We start from the raw sequence: 20,015 nt of genomic DNA, 5'->3' as shown, positions 1-20,015 counted from the left end.
AAGCTAATTGCCAACTTATCCTTTTGGATATGGGTGGGCAATGCCTTTGTGACAATCAATACAAGTCTTTCTGTCTTCAGGAGCTTTCTTGAAGTTCATTTCATGCATTCTGACAGCCATCTTCTTCATGTTAGCCGACGGATTTTCATAAATGCGGTTATGACAGTTTTGACAGGTTGAAGAGTCAATTGAACGTAAATAGTCGCGAGCCAATTCAGCTTGCTCTTTACGGTTAGTCTCTAACCATTCTTGAGTTTCAAAGCCGTCAATGGTCAAGTAACCAATGATATCTTTAGATACCACGATTTTCTTGGTCAAATAAGCAAATGGCTCTTGGGCAATATGACATTGCTGACACTGCACTACGATACCAGCACGGTTATCGCCATGCGGTGAAGCTAACACTTCATCTTGCAGAGAATGGCCTGCGTGACAAGTCATACAGAAAGCATCTGTACTGGTTGCATGCAGAGTTTGTTGGGTGGCAAAAAATCCAACGACGCCCACTACAATACCCACCACTAATAAGGCGAATATTGAGTATTTTGCGCTAGGTTTGAATAATGCACGCAAGTTCATCACAGCTCTCCAATTCTTCGGAATTTATCTTTTAATTTTTCTATTTTATGTTCATTTAACTTTAATAAATTTGATTCCGAATCAAAAAATGGACATTTAAATAACTAAAATCGTAAAAATGGGATCCTCATCGCACTAATCCGCTCAATAATTTTTCAAAACAACGGCTTCGTGATGATTTTACCCCCTGTTCTGGGTCATTTTATCTATCTAACTCACAATCTATGGCCCCAGGCAGCAAAACTGTGACGTCAGTCTAGTCATAAGTTGATTATGAGAATTGATAAACACAATATTCTGGGGTTAATCACAAGCTAATAAGAATAAGCTTATTAAATCAATAGTATAAAAGTGTGAAATATCTCACCTAAAAAATCATTAGCTATGTTATAGTTTACGAGTATTCATTGGAGATTTTTACTTTGGCAGTAAACCGTCATTCATTTTTCGTCATGTTAACTATGCTGGCACTTCTTGTGCAGGGCATGGCTTTCAGTGGCCAAGTGATGGCAATGCCAGTAAGTAACTCAATGGATCATATGCAAATAATGGATGCTCATTGCCAAGATCCAGTAAGCACTCATGCTTGCTGCGATGAATCGGCTGCTAACTCAGGCAATAAATCTTGCTGCGAGGGCGACAGCGCCTGTTTATCTGATTGTAACCATTGCCTCAGCATCTCTGTTGCTGGCACTTTAGTGGATACTCAGATGTGGCCATCGACTCTTGCTTACTCTGAGAAGCTATTTTCTGCTATCCCCTCGCTCCACTCACTAGCTCTGCCCACAGAACTGAGACCTCCCATAGTCTAAGTCCGCTAGGTTTGCCCCACGCAAACAACATCACCACCTTGTAAAAAATTCAGCCCGGCCTAACTGCACCTATTGAATCGTGCCTAGGTTAATTGCGGCTATCTCATAGATGGAGCTTTACTATGTTATCTTTTGCCAAAACTATTTTGTTAACGTTTTTCTTCGCGGTTTCAATGCCGACAGCCTTTGCTGCTGATCATATCCACGCGGCGCATGCAGCCAGCCACTCTTGCCCTATGCACCCAGAAGTAACAGGTGTTAACGGTGACTCATGCCCAAAATGCGGCATGGATTTAACCCAAACCTCAGCATCAGGCAAATCACATTGCCCAAGCAAAAAAGCCGATTGCGATAAGTGCCCAAGCGCTAAGCAAGCTCACCATGCCCAACATACGCAGCACACTCCTTATGATTGCCCTATGCACCCAGAAGTGACTGGCGTTAAAGGCGACTCATGCCCTAAGTGCGGCATGGATTTAGAGCCAGTAGCCACAGCGGCCACTCATGATTGCCCTATGCATCCAGAAGTCACTGGCGTTAAAGGCGATTCATGCCCTAAGTGCGGCATGGACTTAGAAGCTAAGCAGACTTCTGCGCCTAAAAAAACACATCATCACGGTTAATACTCTGGGCGGAGTGAGGGATTTTTTATGAATAGTTTTAATCTAAAAGCCAGCAGTATCTTACTTGGACTGAGTTTAAGCGTGGCTATGCCAAGCGCTATGGCGCAAACACAAGCCAGCAGCCAAGATGCGGCCATCACCACTAGCACCAGCAGCAACGCAGAGCAGCATTATTACTGCCCTATGCACCCGCAAGAAACCAGCCATGAGCCAGGTCGTTGCCCAATTTGTAAGATGTTTTTAGTTAAAGATGAGGAAGAAGAAGCCAGTGCTGAACATCAGCATCAAGACGCGAACGCAACGAGCAACATCAAGACCTTAGCCCCCATTAAGGAGCTTAAGCCGTTAACTGAGTTAACGCCTGCCAAGGTCAAATATGTTTGCCCTATGCACCCGCATATTGTCAGCGACCAAGAAGGCAGCTGCCCGATTTGTGGTATGGATTTAGAGCCAGTAAATATGGCCACCAGCGCCACTGAAATTGAAGTCAATGTATCAGGCAATATGCAGCAAGCCTTAGCACTACGGGTAGCCCCAGCAACCCGCGGCACCTTGTGGAAATACGTACGCGCCGTCGGCTCCATTGATTATGATCAAAGACAAATCGAGCATATCCACCCTCGGGTTAGCGGCTGGGTTGAAAAACTTAATGTTGAATCGGCGGGCGATAAAATTAAACAAGGCCAGCTGTTATATGAGCTGTATTCACCTGAGTTAATCAATGCCCAGAATGATTACTTGCTGGCCATGGAAACCTTAGCGCAAAACAATAACAGCAAAAATTATCAGCAATTAGTGCGTAATGCTGGCTTACGTTTAGAGCTACTGGGTTTCAACGCGGCGCAAATTAAGCAATTAGCCAGCACTAAGCAGACCCAGTTTAAGGTGCCATTTTATGCCAAGCGAGATGCTGTGGTAGAAACCCTCAACATCCGTGATGGCATGTATGTGGAGCCGCAAACTGAGATTATCTCGTTAGTGGATTTATCTAAAGTGTGGGTAGTCGCTGATGTGTTTGAAAATGAGCAATCTTGGCTCGCTTTAGGGCAAGAGGCTGAGATTAGCATTCCGGCGCTTAATATCAGCGATATGAAGGGCAAGATTGATTATATCTATCCAGAACTTGACCCTATTACCAGAAGCTTAAGAGTTCGAGTGGTACTGAGTAACCTTGATGCCACCTTGCGCCCAAAAACCTTAGCTAACGTAGCCTTCTTTGGCGGCGCTAAGCGTGGTGTCTTATATGTGCCAAGCGAAGCCTTAATTCAAACTGGCAAGCAAAACCGCGTCATAGTCAAACAAGGCGACACTAGCTTTGTGGCGAAAGAAGTCGTCGTTGGCATGCAAACCCAAGGTAAGAGCGAAATCATTTCCGGTCTTAATGACGGTGAAATGGTCGTGACCTCAGGTCAATTCCTGCTGGATTCAGAAGCTAGCTTAAAGGGCAGTTTACTCCGCTTAAGCCAAGGTCATCAGCACTAGGAGCGCATCATGCTAGAGAAAATAATCCAAGGCTGTTTACGCCAAAGGCTGATGGTGCTGATAATCACCATAATGATCGCCGTGATCGGCATAGATCAGCTGCGTAAAACCCCGCTCGATGCCCTGCCCGACTTATCGGACGTGCAGGTTATTATTAAAACCAGTTACCCAGGTCAAGCGCCGCAATTGGTTGAAGATCAGGTAACTTACCCGCTATCGAGCGCCATGTTATCTGTGCCAGGCGCTAAGACAGTGCGTGGATTCTCTATGTTTGGAGACTCCTACGTGTATGTCATTTTTGAAGATGGCACCGACATTTACTGGGCACGTTCGCGAGTACTGGAATACTTAAGCCAAGTCAGTAGCCGTCTGCCAAGTGGCGTGCAACCTAGCCTTGGCCCGGATGCCTCTGGGGTTGGTTGGATCTTTGAATATGCCTTAGTCGATCGCACCGGCAAGCTTGATCTGTCACAGCTTAAATCCCTGCAAGATTGGTACTTAAAGCTTGAGCTGCAAAGCGTGCAAGGTGTGGCGGAAGTCGCAACCGTTGGCGGCATGGAGCAGACCTATCAAATCGTATTGCAACCCAGCAAATTAGCTATTTATCAGATGGATATCTCAAGGGTCAAGCAAGCCATAGATAATGCTAACAGTGAAGTTGGCGGCTCTGTGGTTGAAATGGCTGAAGCTGAGTACATGGTAAGAGCCAAGGGCTATCGCCAGAGCATAGAAGATTTTGCCAACATCCCATTAGGCATGGCAAGCGCTACGGGCACGCCGCTATTACTTAAAGATGTGGCCGATATTCGTAAAGGCCCAGCCTCACGGCGCGGCATTGCTGAACTTGATGGTGAAGGCGAAGTGGTTGGCGGCATTATTGTGATGCGCTACGGCGAAAACGCATTAGCCACCATTGAAGCGGTGAAAACCAAATTAGAGCAACTGAAAACTGGCTTACCTGAAGGGGTCGAGATAGTCCCAACCTATGACAGATCTGGCTTAATTTTAAAGTCTGTTGATAACCTCTTTCAAAAAGTGATTGAGGAAATGCTAGTTGTTGGTGTGGTGTGCTTACTGTTTTTGCTGCACGCACGTTCAACCTTAGTGGCTGTGATCACCTTGCCACTCGCCATTTTAATTGCCTTTATGGTTATGAATGCCATGGGAGTGAATGCCAACATTATGAGTTTGGGCGGTATTGCCATTGCTATTGGCGCTGTGGTGGATGGCGCCATTGTAATGATTGAAAACATGCACAAGCATCTTGAGCATTTTGAGCAAAAACATGGCCGGCGTCCTGATAATAGCGAGCATTGGCAATTAGTCGGCGAAGCTTCCATTGAAGTGGGGCCAGCGCTATTTTTCTCGCTGTTAATTATTACCTTAAGCTTCTTACCTGTATTTGCCTTAGAAGCTCAAGAAGGCCGCTTATTTGCGCCTCTTGCCTACACCAAAACCTTTGCTATGGCGGCGGCAGCGATTTTATCTATTACCTTAGTGCCGGTATTAATGGGCTACTTTATTCGCGGTAAAATTCCAAGCGAGCAAAGTAATCCCTTAAGTCGCTGCTTAATTGCCTTATATCGCCCAGCGCTGCAAGGCGTATTAAAGTACCCAAAAACCACCTTGTTAGTGGCCTTCATTGCCTTTCTTAGCGCCTTTTATCCGTTATCAAACTTAGGCAAAGAGTTTATGCCTGAGCTTGATGAAGGCGATTTGTTATATATGCCAACTACTTTGCCAGGGATCAGTGCAGGTAAAGCGGCGGAAATATTGCAGCAAACCGACAGGTTAATTAAAACCGTGCCCGAGGTGGCTAGAGTCTTTGGCAAAGTGGGGCGCGCAGAAACGGCGACAGATCCGGCGCCACTAACTATGCTCGAAACCACTATCATGCTTAAACCCAAAGAGGAGTGGCGTGAAGGTGTTGCCCTTGAGGATGTTATTGCTCAGCTGCAAGCCACAGTAAAAGTGCCAGGTATCACCAATGCTTGGGTGCAACCAATTAAGACCCGCATCGATATGCTTTCAACGGGTATTAAAACCCCAGTGGGCATTAAGATCAGTGGCGCTGATGTTCAAACCCTACAAAGCATAGGCGCTGACATTGAAGCCATTTTAAGTAAAGTGCCCGGCACCCAATCAGCTTACGCTGAGCGCTCAAGCGGTGGCCGCTACCTTGATATCACCCCCAAACTTGATGTGGCGGCGCGTTATGGCATGAACTTAAGCGACATTCAAGATGTCGTGCGCTATGCCATTGGTGGCATGAACATAGGCGAATCCATTCAAGGGGCTGAACGTTACCCCATTAACTTAAGATATCCGCGTGAATTGCGTGATGATTTACAAAAGTTAGTCGAGTTACCTGTGGTGACCAAAAGTGGTAATTACCTGCCATTAGGTAACCTTGCTGATATTAGTATTAGCGATGGCCCGCCGATGTTAAGCAGTGAAGATGGTCGCCTGATCTCTTGGGTCTTTATTGATATCAAAGGTGTATCCATTGGTGACTATATAGATAATGCCAAAGTGGCCTTAGATGCTGAGCTTAAAGTACCGCCCCGCTACAGCTATTCATTTGCAGGCCAATATGAATACATGCAAAGGGTAGATGCCAAACTTAAACAAATAGTGCCTGTAACATTGGCAGTGATCTTCATCTTGTTAATGCTGACCTTTGGCTCAAGCCTACAAGCCAGCATGATCATGGTGAGCTTACCTTTCGCCTTAGTGGGCAGCAGCTGGTTACTCTACTTGCTGGACTACAACATGTCGGTGGCAGTCGCGGTTGGCATGATAGCGCTCGCGGGCGTTGCGGCTGAGTTTGGTGTGGTGATGCTGATTTACTTAAACAATGCCATTAAGCAGCATCAGGCAGAAGGGAAATATAACACAGTCAATGACCTCAAAGCGGCGCTAATGGAGGGGGCGGTAATGCGTATTCGCCCGAAAGCCATGACAGTTGCGACCATCTTCTTTGGTCTGCTCCCTATCATGTGGGGCGCTGGCAGCGGTAACGAAGTAATGCAAAAAATTGCCGCGCCTATGATAGGCGGCATGGTAACGGCGCCACTGTTATCACTATTTGTATTACCTGCCTTATATCTGCTGATCTATGGCCGTAAGCTAACTAAGGATTAAGCTTTAGCCTTAAGGGCACAATCACAGATTATCTATGATTGAATTCGCAGTAAAAGGCTTGCCCTTTTACTGCGAGCCCTTAATCCTTAGCTTCATTTATTGAGCTAATTTATTGAGCTCATTTATTCATAGAGTGAGCGGCTCACTCCCATGTGTTAAGTCAGTGTCACTCTTTTCATCACAATGTTAAGCTTGTGGATTCTTAACTGTCTGCAAAAACTAGATAAATAATGATGAATGTTAACGGCTTACCTTTAATTGCCCTGCTATTACTAACTGCCACGCCAAGCCACAGCGCGCCCATGACGGCAGAGTTTAGTGCCAAGGCTGTGTGCCCGCTTTATCAATCCAAAAACAAACAAACCAATCCTGGCGATCACCACACCCAAGTGGGTCAAACCTATGCCGTGATTGAATATCTAGGCAGCAGCGACAATCCTAGCTGGTATCGACTCGAGACTTCGATTGCCCCTTCTCCGCAGCGCTGGGTGGCAGCCAATTGCGGCGCACTAACATCGACAACACAAAGTGCCTCGCCTACGGCTGCGACATTCACTCAACCCTTATCTCAAAGCGCAAATCAGCCAGTGGCAGCTAGCAATAAACGCCAAGCATGCTCCACGCCTGAGCAGTATGATTCCAATCTATTAGCCTTAAGTTGGCAGAATGCGTTTTGTGAATTAAGTGGCCGTAACAAGGCCGAATGCAAAGCTATGCTGAAAGATGCAAGTTTGCCGGCGCACCACAACTTTAGCCTGCATGGCCTGTGGCCTAATAAACAAGGCTGCGGCATCAATTATGGTTACTGCGCTGGCGTGACGTCTAAACCGAAACACTTTTGCGATTACCCAGCGCTAACCTTGTCAGAATCCACTCGCACCGCGCTTGAAGCGTTAATGCCAAGCGCGCAATTTGGCACTTGTTTGCAAAAACATGAATATTGGAAACATGGCAGCTGCACCGCATTTAGCCAAGATAACTATTTTCAGCAAGCGATCCGCTTAACCACAGCAGTGAATAACTCGTCATTTGTGCGCGACTTATTAAAAAAGCGCATTGGCCAAACCATAAGTCGCAAACAGTTTATGCAGGCATTTAGCCAAGACTTTGGCCCTGATGCCAGCAATAAAGTCAGCCTGCAATGCCGCAATGGGGTGTTGATGGAAATCCAATTGAGCTTACCCAAAGACTTAACTGACACCAGTTTAAGCCAGTTATTAGCGCAAGCGCGCCCGATTAAACCTGGATCTTGCCCAGCGCAATTTACTATTGATGCGCCAGGCTATTAGCCTAACAAGCTCGCACTGCGATTAAGTAGTCAAGAACATTGGTGGCTTGATAACCAATTGAAACTTGAGCTATTAGCGGCAAATTTACTGCTGCGCTAAACGCTTATCGTCTAAAGCAACAATTGAGAATGTCGCCCCTTGAGGGTCATTAATCACGCTAAAACGACCAATTTTGGCAATATCTGTAGGCGATACACACACAGTCGCCCCTAAGGATGTCGCCCTAGCCGCGCTGTCATCACAATCTGCCACTTGGAAATACAGCATCCAGTGACTGGGCATATTGCCCCAGTCGCTGGTCATTTGCAGCATGCCTGCCACTGGCTTTCCAGAGACTGAAAATGCTCGATACAGCTGTCGATTCACTATTAAGGTGCGGCATTGCCACCCCAAGACTTGTTGATAAAAATGCTGGCAGCTATCGGCATCTTTGCAGGCAAGCTCAACCCAAGATAAATGATGACAACCACCGCCTTGTACCGCGCCGCTATGATCTTTGGCTTGCCATAAACAAAACACCGCGCCTTCGGGATCTGATACTTGCGCCATGAAGCCTGCGCTTCCCACTTGATGGGGGCCAAGGCGCACTACCCCGCCCGAGGCTTGCACTGCCTGTAAGCTGGCATGAATATCGTCCACCGCAAAATAAGTGCTCCAACCTAACATAGGTGTGCAGGGATCATCTTCAGCAGGATACAACGCGCCTATGGCAGTACCCTGCAACGAGAGCATGGTATAAGCGCCAACAGGCAGGGGCATATCATCCATTTTCCAACCGAAAAAGGCCTGATAAAACTGTTTCGCTTGCGTCCAATCCTTGGCAGCTAATTCACTCCAACAGGGCATGCCATGGCAAATATTGCTGTTATCCATAATCATCACTCAATCCATAACCTAGAGTTAAGTAAAGGCAGGAACCTGCCATTATGCCAACCCATAAAAAAAGGCCGCCGAGGCGACCTTGATTAGCTATCGAGAACTTATTGCTTGATACACATTACGTGATAGACACCATGCTCAACTTCAGTCCCTTCAGTTTCATGCTCAAAGCCTGGGAATTCTTTATCCCACACTTCTAAGCTCTTGAGATAATTGATTTGAGGACTAGTTTCATCACCAAAGTTTTCACCAGACATCAGCATTGGAATTCCTGGTGGATAAGGGATCACAGCATTGGCAGCAATGCGACCCACTAATTCATTGGATGGCACCATTTCCACATTGTTAGCCACAATGGATTGGAACGCCGCTCTTGGAGTAATAATGGCTTCTGGCAAGTTAGAATAAGCAGCATTGAGTTTTTCTGAAGGGTTATGTTCCTTCAGGTAAGCAAACATCTTATTACCTAAATCTTTCAGACCCATTTCACCATAAACCGCGGGATGACCATTGGCTAAATCGGGCAATACTTCGCGCAGTGGTGTGTTGGCATCATAGTGCTTTTTGAACGACAGCAAGGTATTAACCAGAGTCGCCCACTTACCTTTAGTAATACCCATAGAGAACAGGAACATTACTTGGAAGTCAGTAGTACGAGTTGGCACTATACCAAAACGACCTAAATATTGAGTCACCAGCGCCGCAGGCACGCCACTATCGAGTAACTGGCCATCATCGCCCATGCCAGGAGACAGGATAGACACCTTGATAGGGTCTAACATGCACCAGTCTTTTGGCATATCAGCAAAACCATGCCATTTATCTTCAGGATGCATAACCCAGCAATCTTGGTTAGTTACCAATAATTCGGCAGGGGCATCTTCAAAGTTATAGCTCTTTGCGGTTTCAGGGTCGATAACAGTTTCAGCATTCCAAGGCTTGAAGAACCAATCGTTATCGTTCTGATATTCTTTATGCAGCTTGGCCATGGCTTGACGGAAGTCAACGGCTTCGCGGATAACTTCTGTCGTTAATGATAAACCACGATTACCGTCCATTTGCGATACCGCCACATCGTTTGAGGCACTGATGGCATATAAAGGCGATGTAGTCGCATGCATCATATAAGACTGGTTAAATCTCTGATGATCAATGGCATTTTTACCATTACGCACATGTAACCATGAAGCTTGTGACAAGGCATTGAGCAGCTTATGGGTAGAGTGAGTTGCAAATACGGTTGGACCTTGATAATCAGCGGCTGGCTCACCGCGCATCGCAAAGTGATCGGCATAAATGGGGTTAAAGCGTGCGTAACCATACCAAGCTTCATCGAAGTGAATGCGGTCACAGCTTTCAGCCAAGATATCTTGAGCACGTTTAGCGTTGTAGCATAAACCGTCATAAGTACAGTTAGTCAGCACTGAATACACTGGTTTTTGTTCAGCAAACTCTTTGGTCAATTCGCTGTTTTTAGCGTTAGCTTTAAGAGCCGCGGCATTCATTTGGCTTGGGAAGATAGGGCCAATGATGCCATAACGGTTACGGGTAGGAACCATATACACAGGGCGGGCACCAGTTAACATAATGCCTTGTTCAATCGACTTATGGCAGTTACGGTCAACTATGACTAAATCATCTTCATTCATACAAGCTTGCATGATAGTGCGGTTAGAGCCTGAAGTACCAGTCACTAACGAGTAAGAACGATCAGCACCAAAAACACGCGCCGCATACTTTTCACTTTCACCAAATGAGCCGGTGTGATCGAGCAGAGATCCTAAATTACCGCGCTCAATCCCCATGTCGGTACGGAAAATACCTTCACCGTAATAGCTATAGAAGCGTTGGCCAGCGGGTGTTTTAGTAAAACCAACACCACCTTGGTGACCTGGCGCTGCCCATGAATATTCATGAACGTCGTCATACTTCATTAAGGCAGACATTAAAGGCGGTAATTGACGTTCGCGGTAGCGCTGCATGGCAGCTAACGCACGACCGGCAATAAAGTCAGCCGTGTCTTCTAATATCCATGCAAATTCATCAACCCGAGACATCAACTCACGGTTTACCGTTAGAGTAATCTTTTTGCGTTCGGCCAATAAGAAGACTGGCACACTTTCTTGACGACGTTTTAATTTCTCAATCAAGGTAAAGAAACGACTATTTTCTTCTGCTTGAGAACCGCTCATGGTGGATGTCAGCATTAAGCAATCAACTGCAGTATTAGCATTCAAAATTGAATAGCAGTCGTCATAACTAGTCGCAATAATAACTTCAACGCCACTTGTTTCTAATTCTTCAACTAAACGAGTAATCGCATGACCAACCACGCCTTCTTTTGGCGCCTCTTCAAGAATTAAACTGATATATTTTTTGCCGTAACCACTCATAGTAACGCTCCGACTTAAATAGTGAAAATTGAAAATATGGAATTAAAAAGCAAACTAAATAATAAAAGTATTGAATTGACTACTTAATCACTTATGATAAATAACCAGTCGATTAACACCTCGTAATATGGCTCTAATCTAGGCCAAAAGAATATTAAAAACAAATATTTTAATATTCTTAAATATCATAAACTTGCAAACACGCACACAAATAAAAGCATTGAGTTTCAACTAGTTATCTAAACGTATCCATTTAATTAACTATCCTTAATTCATTTTATTAATATCTATTTCAAACGTAGATGTTATCTCGCCATTTCTATAAGATTAACTTCAATTAATAACAATGGTTTTTTATTGCTGCCAAGTTAGATTTAACGTCAAATAAAGATAGATTCCAGCAACACCTTAGCATCAATCCTATTCAAAAAAGTAAAGCGCTCATATATCAGAATTAACCTGCTGTACTTTGCACCAATATTCAGCTTGAAATTTATTTTTGTTTTTTAATTTAATATGACTTGGGAGAAACGTCATGGCGTCAGAGTCAAATAAAATGGGCTTAATCGGCCTGACCACCATAGTAACGGTAAATATGATGGGGTCAGGGATTATTATGTTGCCCGCCAGCTTGGCACAAACGGGGGGGATTTCACTGCTCTCTTGGCTAGTGACTGCAGTTGGGGCTATGTGTATTGCTTATGCCTTCGCAAAATGCGGCATGTACTGCAATAAAGAAGGCGGTATGTCGGCCTATTCAGCCGAGGCCCATGGTAAATCATCATTCTTTATTGCTTCATACACTTATTATGTCTGTTTAGTTATCAGTGCTGTGGCTATCGCGGTTTCTGCGGTTGGGTATTTAGAGCCTTTCATTCCTTGGTTAAAATCTGGCCCCATTCATACTTTTGTTGGCGTGGTATCTATCTTGATAGTGACTATGTTTGCCAACTTTAAAGGACCTAAGATCACTGGTCGTATTTCAACTTTCACTGTCTGGGGTATTATTCTTCCCGTCGTAGGTTTATCTATTTTCGGTTGGTTCTGGTTTGATAACAGCATATTTTCTGCCGCATGGAATCCACATCATTTAGGTACTGGTGATGCTATTTCATCCGGTATTGCACTAACTCTGTGGGCTTTCTTAGGCATAGAATCCGCTGGCGCTAACTCAGGCGCAGTCGAGAACCCAAAACGTAACGTGCCTTTAGCGTGCTTATTAGCCACTAGTTTTACCGCTGTGGTTTATATTGCCTCAACCTCAGTGATTCAAGGGATTGTACCTAACGAAGTGTTAGCGACATCTAACGCGCCATTTGGTCTAGTGTATTCATACATGTTCAATGATACCGTCGGCCAAATAGTCACAGGTCTTGCGGTAATTGCTTGTATAGGTTCATTATTAGGCTGGCAGTTTACTAATGCCCAAGTATCTAAAGCAGCGGCCGATATTCGTTTATTCCCTAAAATCTTTGCTGATGTCACTAAAGATAACGCGCCAATCAAGGGTATGCTAATTATGCTGCTACTTGAACTTGGCTTAGCAGTAATGACTATTTCACCAAGCTTAGTTAAACAATTTAATGTGCTACTTAATTTGGCCGTATTTATTAATATGGTGCCTTATATCTTATCTCTGACAGCACTTGAAATTATTCTGCGTGAAAATAAAGTCAATCGTAGTGAATATTTTAACGCTGCCATTATAGGCACTATAGCAGTAGTTTATAGTTTATACGGCGTATATGCCTGCGGTGAAGATGCGGTATTCTACGGCACCTTAGTGACTCTGTTTGGTTATATTTTCTACGGCTTTATCGCCGCTCGAGATAAAAATACGGCACTTAACGTTAATACCAGCATCAACTAGCTATATTTTTACTCAAATTTACATCATAAAAAAAACCGCAAATGCGTAATGCCAATCAGTTAAGACAGATCGCTTGACGATCTCACTGAAAGGATCAAAATCCGATGACCCCATGTCATCGGATTTTTTTATGCAACTTTCAGACGCTTTGGCGCGTACTCATATCAATCGCCATACCGAATTCACCTGTCTGGCCGATGTGCTTGAGCCTGATTTAATTCAGTCGTGCCTTGATTCACATGGTGTTGCCAGTTTACGGCGACGTAAGTTACCTATGGATGCCATGATTTGGGCGGTGATTGGTATGGCTCTGTTCAGAGGCGAGTCCGTCCGCTCTCTCATCAATAAGCTTGCTATCGTCTTACCTCAAGAAGTGGATTACGTGGCTCGCAGCGCTGTCACGCAAGCGCGTAAGCGGCTAGGCTCTGACGTTGTTCAGGATGTGTTTAAGCGAAGTGCCAAGACCTGGCATGAGAGAGCAGAGCATCCTCATTGGTGTGGACTCAACCTCTACGGTGTCGATGGTGTCGTGTGGCGAACACCTGATAGTGAGCAAAACAACCAGGCCTTTGCCAAAACCGCCAATGCTGCTTATCCTCAAATTCGTATGGTTTGCATGATGGAATTAAGCAGCCACTTGGTATTGAACAGTGCCTTTGATTCTGTTGCTGTCAGTGAAATGAATTTAGCCGCCGAACTGATATCCAGCATACCCAATAACAGCCTGACTCTGTTTGACAGAGGCTTCTATTCCTTGGGGCTTTTGCACGCCTGGCAACAGGCTCAACCTAACAGCCACTGGCTGCTGCCGTTGAAGAAAGGCACACAATATGAAGTGGTACGCTCTTTAGGAAAACACGACCAACTGGTGCAGTTAACCACCACAGCTCAAGCCAGAAAGAAGTGGCCTATTGCCTGACAATATTGAAGCTCGCTTACTGACGAAGACGGTAAAAGGTAAGTTGGTTTCCATTTTGACCTGATTAACTGACCCCTTACGTTATCCGGGGGCCGAGATAGTGGATTTATATGCCTATCGATGGGAGATAGCAGTGGGCTATCGGGAGATGAAGCAGCATCTGCTGGAGAGTCGCTTTACGTTACGCAGTCAATTACCAGAGCTGGTTATCCAAGAATTGTGGGGGGTACTGTTGGCCTATAACCTCATCAGATACAAGATGGTGTTGATGGCTAAAAGCTTACCGTCGTTACATCCGAACCAATTAAGCTTTAGAGATGCGTCGAGTTATATCATTTTCAAACTGACTCAGCTGTCATCTCAAATGCGAGGGAATGTCCCGAGAGATGTCTTGGACATAGTGCGTAATGCGATGCAGTTCAAGCTTGATGGGAAACGGGATAGAGCCTATCCACGTGCGTTAAAAATGAGTAAAAACAAGTATCCCATTAAGCCTAAGAAAAATGCCGTTCACACTAAGTGAACGGCATTAGGCAAATGCGGGTTTTTTATAGAAGCAGTACTTAGACTTTTTTAACACACATCACGTAGTACACCCCATGTTCATTTTCGGTGCCTTCGGTTTCATGCTCAAAGCCAGGGAACTCATTATCCCAAACTTCTAAGCTCTTCAGATAGCCAATTTGTGGACTTGAATCATCACCAAAACTTTCACCCGACATCAACATAGGGATCCCTGGTGGATAAGGGATAACCGCGTTAGCGGCAACGCGGCCTTTGAGTTGATGGGATGGCACCATCTCAACATTATCTTCAACTATGGCTTGGAACGCCGCCCTTGGAGTAATCACAGCTTCTGGCAGAATAGAATAAGCAGCATTGAGTTTTTCTGACGGATTATGCTTACGTAAGTAGTTAAACATCTTGTCCCCCAGTTCCTTCATGCCTAAGTCGCCATAGACTTCAGGATGCGCCTTAGCTAAATCCGGTAGTACTTGCACTAAAGGCGCGTTGGCATCGTAATGCTTTTTAAATGCCAACAAGGTATTTACTAATGTCGCCCATTTGCCTTTGGTAATACCCATAGAGAACAGGAACATGACTTGGAAGTCAGTCGTACGGGTTGGCACTATACCAAAGCGCCCTAAGTACAAGGTGACTAAAGCTGCAGGTACGCCACTAGCTAATAAATTGCCATCATCGCCCATGCCAGGCGCTAAGATAGACACTTTAATGGGGTCAAGCATACACCAATCGGCAGGCATATCTTTAAAGCCATGCCAGGTATCCCCAGGATGCATAATCCAGCAGTCTTGATTAGTCGCAAGTAACTCAACCGGCGCCTCTTCAAAGGCATAACTCTTACCAGTAGCGGGATCTGTGACTACTTCGGCGTTCCACGGTTTAAAGAACCAATCGCCATCAGCATTGCATTCCTTGTTTAACCGCCCCATGGCTTGGCGGAAATCTATGGCCTCTTTAATCACTTCATTGGTGAGGGATAAACCGCGATTACCATCCATTTGTGAAACCGCAATATCGTTTGACGCACTGATAGCATACAGAGGCGATGTGGTGGCATGCATCATATAAGCTTGATTGAAACGGTTGTAATCAATGGCATCTTTACCATGTCTTACATGTAACCACGAGGCTTGTGATAAGGCATTTAACAGCTTATGGGTTGAGTGAGTCGCAAATACAGTTGGACCGTCATAATCTGCTTGCGGTTCACCTCGCATAGCGAAGTGATCTTCATAAATAGGATTAAAACGCGCATAACCATACCAAGCTTCGTCAAAGTGAATGCGGTTGGAGCTTTCAGCTAAAATGTCCTGCGCACGCTTGGCGTTATAACAAAGGCCGTCATAGGTACAGTTGGTAAGCACGGCATAAGCAGCTGAATCCTCCGCCTTATGCTGGGATAATTTACTGCCCTTAGCGTTGGCGATTAATGCCGCTTTAGACATTTGATCGGGATAAATTGGACCAATAATACCGTAGCGATTGCGAGTAGGAACCATATAAACAGGTAAGGCACCGGAGAGCATCAAGCCTTGTTCAATCGATTTATGGCAGTTACGGTCACAAATGGCCAATGCATTCTCACGCATACAAATTTGCATAATGGTGCGGTTCGCGCCCGAGGTGCCAGTCACCAAAGAGTAAGAATTATCTGCGCCAAAAACTTTAGCTGCATACTTTTCACTTTCACCAAAATAACCCGTGTGATCCAATAAAGATCCTAGCGATCCGCGTTCGATCCCCATGTCTGTTCTGAACAGGCCTTCGCCGTAATAGCTATAGAATCTTTGCCCTGCTGGGGTCTTAGTAAAACCGACCCCGCCTTGATGACCTGGAGCCGCCCAAGAATATTCGTGGATGTCATCATATTTCATCAAAGCAGACATTAATGGTGGCAGCAGTTGTTCGCGATAACGCTGCATAGCCGCGACCGCGCGACCTGCGATAAAATCGGGTTTATCTTCTAAAATCCAAGCAAATTCATCGACTTTTGACATCAGCTCACGATTGACGGATAAAGTAATTTTTTTGCGCTCGGCTAATAAAAAAACCGGAACACCTTCTTGGCGACGATTGAGCTTATTAATGATCACATAAAACTTTTCATTCTCATCCGTTTGCGATCCACTCATAGCGGATGTCAGCATTAGACAATCTATGGCGGTATTAGCATTTAATATGGAATAGCAATCGTCAAAAGAGGTAGCAACTATTACATTGGCAGAATTATTTTTAAGCTCTTCAATTAACCGCCCAATTGCATTACCAACCACGCCTTCTTTCGGCGCTTCTTCAAGAATCAAGCAAGTCAGTTTTTTCCCATATGTACTCATAAATATTGCTCCACCTAGTCAGACATGTGTATGCCACTTCACCTTATATTTAGCGCAATGACACCAACACTCAACATTGAGCTATATTTCTGGCGAGTTTTTTAAAATCAGTCTTTTAATGTAGATGACTGTCTTGGACTTCGCAAAAAAAAGCCCAAGTTTTTTTAAGTGTTATCTCATCGACTACATAACGAGCCCGCTATTATTAAATCTTTAATACGAGGATTTAGTTCAGAAGACATTGGAAATAAACATAAAAATTATCGCCAATTTTAATTTGATTTATGCTCACCATATTTTTGGCAAACCTCCAGCGCCTAACCTAGACTTTCCTGTAACAAATAAATCCGAAAAAAGATCAACAACCATGGTTATAGATTACCATTTAATTAACCCACTGACTTATTTGCAAAACCTATAAACCCAGTCGCTAAGGCACTTGCCAATATGTCACTGAGTTTGTCTTATCAACTTTGAAAGAACTAAATGCATCTGGGAGTTCAAATATGGCGTCCAAGTCAAATAAGATGGGACTAATAGGTCTCACTACCATAGTGACCGTCAATATGATGGGATCTGGTATTATTTTACTACCCTCAAGCCTAGCCCAAACAGGAGCCATATCGCTGTTGGCTTGGCTAGTTACCACAGCCGGCGCTATGTGTATTGCTTACGCTTTTGCTAAGTGCGGCATGTACTGTAATAAAGATGGTGGTATGTCCGCCTATTCCGCCGAAGCCCATGGTAAATCGTCATTCTTTATTGCATCTTATACCTATTATGTTTGCTTAGTCATTAGCGCGGTGGCCATTGCGGTATCTGCGGTAGGTTACCTTGAGGCCTTTATTCCTTGGCTTAAACAAACCCCAGTGCACACCTTTATTGGTGTGGTCGTTATTTTAATAGCGACTATGTTTGCTAACTTTAAAGGCCCTAAACTTACCGGTCAGATTTCAACCTTCACTGTATGGGGCATTATTATCCCCGTAGTTGGTTTATCGGTAATAGGTTGGTTTTGGTTTAGTCCAAAGATGTTTAGCGAAGCTTGGAATCCACACAACGTCAGCACCCTTGGGGCAATTTCATCCGGTATAGCCTTAACTCTATGGGCATTCCTAGGCATTGAATCTGCGGGCGCTAACTCAGGCGCCGTAGAAAACCCACAAAGAAACGTTCCTATAGCCGTGATGTTAGCTACCAGCTTTACTGCCGTGGTTTATATCGCTTCCACTGCAGTTATCCAAGGCATTATCCCTAATGCAGAATTAGCCAACTCTAATGCTCCGTTCGGCTTAGTCTATGCTCACATGTTTAATCCTATCGTTGGGCAAGTCATTACCGCATTAGCAGTGATTGCTTGTATCGGTTCTTTACTCGGTTGGCAATTTACCAATGCCCAGGTATCTCGCGCTGCGGCAGATATTCGCCTTTTCCCTAAAATATTTGGTGAAGTCACTAAAGATAATGCCCCTGTTAAAGGCATGCTGATCATGCTTGCCCTTGAGTTAGCCTTAGCCGTTATGACCATTTCACCCAATCTGGTTAAACAGTTTAACGTCTTGGTGAATCTAGCCGTATTTATCAATATGGTGCCTTACATTCTTTCAATGACAGGGCTCGAAGTTATCTTACGCAATAGTAAAGTGAGCCCTAGTGAATATCGCACTGGCGCTATTGTAGGTACCTTGGCAGTGCTTTACAGTATTTATGGTGTGTATGCTTGCGGACAAGAAGCGGTGTTTTATGGGGTGATAGTGACCTTCATCGGCTATATCTTTTACGGCTTTATTGCTGGTCGAGATGCCCATGAGAATATCATGCGATCTTAGTTAGCCTAAAACCAAAAAAGCCCCAAATCCCTGGGGCTTTTTTATTGGTTATTGGTGTAATACAGAAATTAACTACCGTATTGCGGCAACCAAGACGCCATCACTAATAAATGGCAACAAGCGGTTAATACGCCAAAGCCTATCACAATAAAAATAGTGACATTGCCACCAGCAACTTTAAACCCCTGATAGTCAGGATGCAGCTTACGAACTTGGTAGGCCATTAACGCTGGTACTATTACCGCCCAAATACAAGCAGCTAAAGCCGCAAAGCCGATTGCCACTAGAAAGCCGTTAGGGAACAGCAAACCCAGCAAGGTCGGTGGAATAAAAGTCACGCAGGCGGTTTTAGTGCGACCAGAGTAACTATCATCAAAATTAAACAAATCAGCCAAATAATCAAACAAACCTAAGGTAACCCCTAAGAAGGATGATGCCACCGCTAGATTAGCAAATAAGGTCAACATACTAGTTAGCCATTCGCTATTCATCACTTTATCTAAGGCAGCCACTAATACGCCGATATTTCCGCCTTCCTTGATAATACTAATAAATTCAATTCGACCTATATTACCCATCGTAGCCACTAACCAACACAGGTAGATAACCAAGGCAAGGAAGGTACCTAAGAATATGGCTTTAATGATTATTTTATGATTATTGCCATAATACTTTACCAAGCTTGGTACATTACCGTGATAGCCAAAGCTCGCTAGACCAAAAGGCAGTGCGGCCCACAAATAAGGGGCAAAGCTAGCTTCACCCTGTGGATCAAATAAGCGGCTAGGCTCAACTTCAATCAGTAAATTACCTGCAGCCAAGAAAAAGGTAATCACCATACCACCTAACATAATGGTGGTAATACGATCGACCGCCTTAGTACTAATAAGCACTATACCCGCTAATATCGCCACAAATACTAGTCCAGCAACGGGTTGAGGTAGGTTAATCCCCATGCTTTGCAAGCTATGATTAACTATCGACCCACCGCCACTGATATAAGCATAAGTTAAGATATAAAGTACAAAGGCAATCGATAGCCCAGTCACTATCCGCCAGAACTGCCCTAAGGTATCGCGCGTTAAGGTATCAAAGCTAACGCCAGGCTTAAAATGCAGATTGGTTTCTAATAATAAGAGTCCTGAAAGCAGCATGATCAGCCAAATGACAATTAACATCACTACGCTATAGCTAAACCACATACCGGCACTTACTACGGGCAATGAGAACATCCCAGCCCCAACTGTGGTCCCCGCAATAATCATGGCGCCCCCCAGTAACGATTTTCCTGCTGGCTCGGCATTCATATGATTAGCCATGTACTTCTCCAAAAAAATG

At 44.6% G+C, this 20,015-nt stretch carries 12 protein-coding genes and 1 pseudogene; 8 read left to right on the top strand and 5 right to left on the bottom strand.

What is annotated here, in order from left to right; all coding sequences use genetic code 11:
• Positions 1–15: 15 nt before the first annotated feature.
• Positions 16–579 (bottom strand): NapC/NirT family cytochrome c, encoded by a 564-nt coding sequence (locus AC1HDP_RS14165; RefSeq protein ID WP_140930378.1) that lies wholly within the window; start codon positions 577–579, stop codon positions 16–18.
• Positions 580–986: 407 nt separating this feature from the next.
• On the opposite strand from AC1HDP_RS14165, the gene AC1HDP_RS14160 reads away from it, so the two are divergent.
• From AC1HDP_RS14160 to AC1HDP_RS14140, 5 genes are all read left to right on the top strand, one after another.
• Positions 987–1,391 (top strand): hypothetical protein, encoded by a 405-nt coding sequence (locus AC1HDP_RS14160; protein WP_479639226.1) that lies wholly within the window; start codon positions 987–989, stop codon positions 1,389–1,391.
• A 122-nt stretch (positions 1,392–1,513) separates the two neighbouring features.
• Positions 1,514–2,014, top strand: a complete 501-nt coding sequence (locus AC1HDP_RS14155; RefSeq protein WP_479639225.1) for a heavy metal-binding domain-containing protein — start codon at positions 1,514–1,516, stop codon at positions 2,012–2,014.
• A 27-nt stretch (positions 2,015–2,041) separates the two neighbouring features.
• Positions 2,042–3,496, top strand: coding sequence for an efflux RND transporter periplasmic adaptor subunit (locus tag AC1HDP_RS14150; protein ID WP_479639224.1), 1,455 nt, complete (start codon positions 2,042–2,044; stop codon positions 3,494–3,496).
• A gap of 9 nt (positions 3,497–3,505) precedes the next feature.
• Complete coding sequence (locus AC1HDP_RS14145; RefSeq protein ID WP_479639223.1) at positions 3,506–6,640, top strand: efflux RND transporter permease subunit; 3,135 nt, start codon at positions 3,506–3,508, stop codon at positions 6,638–6,640.
• A 230-nt stretch (positions 6,641–6,870) separates the two neighbouring features.
• Positions 6,871–7,929 carry a ribonuclease T2 family protein gene (locus AC1HDP_RS14140; protein WP_479639222.1) on the top strand — a complete coding sequence of 353 codons (1,059 nt, stop codon included), beginning with the start codon at positions 6,871–6,873 and terminating at the stop codon, positions 7,927–7,929.
• Positions 7,930–8,013: 84 nt separating this feature from the next.
• Here the strand turns inward: AC1HDP_RS14140 and AC1HDP_RS14135 are convergent, their stop codons facing one another.
• Positions 8,014–8,808: a VOC family protein gene (locus tag AC1HDP_RS14135; protein WP_479639221.1), complete on the bottom strand. Its 795-nt coding sequence runs from the start codon at positions 8,806–8,808 to the stop codon at positions 8,014–8,016.
• Between the two features lie 101 nt (positions 8,809–8,909).
• A complete protein-coding gene (adiA, locus tag AC1HDP_RS14130; protein WP_479639220.1) occupies positions 8,910–11,201 on the bottom strand; it encodes an arginine decarboxylase in 2,292 nt (763 codons plus the stop codon).
• Between the two features lie 535 nt (positions 11,202–11,736).
• Between adiA (AC1HDP_RS14130) and potE (AC1HDP_RS14125) the strand changes: the two genes are divergently transcribed.
• Entirely contained in the window at positions 11,737–13,071 is a 1,335-nt protein-coding gene (gene potE, locus AC1HDP_RS14125) for a putrescine-ornithine antiporter (RefSeq protein WP_479639219.1), read from the top strand.
• A 130-nt stretch (positions 13,072–13,201) separates the two neighbouring features.
• Positions 13,202–14,513 (top strand): annotated as a pseudogene (locus tag AC1HDP_RS14120) (IS4 family transposase).
• 40 nt (positions 14,514–14,553) lie between these two features.
• On the opposite strand, the gene adiA (AC1HDP_RS14115) reads toward AC1HDP_RS14120, so the two are convergent.
• Complete coding sequence (gene adiA, locus AC1HDP_RS14115) at positions 14,554–16,848, bottom strand: arginine decarboxylase (RefSeq protein WP_479639218.1); 2,295 nt, start codon at positions 16,846–16,848, stop codon at positions 14,554–14,556.
• 506 nt (positions 16,849–17,354) lie between these two features.
• Here adiA (AC1HDP_RS14115) and potE (AC1HDP_RS14110) point away from each other — a divergent pair.
• Complete coding sequence (gene potE / locus AC1HDP_RS14110) at positions 17,355–18,677, top strand: putrescine-ornithine antiporter (RefSeq protein WP_479639217.1); 1,323 nt, start codon at positions 17,355–17,357, stop codon at positions 18,675–18,677.
• 68 nt (positions 18,678–18,745) lie between these two features.
• Here potE (AC1HDP_RS14110) and mtr read toward each other — a convergent pair whose 3' ends face one another.
• Entirely contained in the window at positions 18,746–19,996 is a 1,251-nt protein-coding gene (mtr, locus tag AC1HDP_RS14105; RefSeq protein ID WP_479639216.1) for a tryptophan permease, read from the bottom strand.
• Between the last annotated feature and the right edge of the window lie 19 nt (positions 19,997–20,015).

Source organism: Shewanella sp. ISS20 (assembly GCF_056522965.1).
The sequence above is the reverse complement of the archived record's forward strand: the minus strand, read 5'-3'. Positions and strand labels throughout refer to the sequence as shown.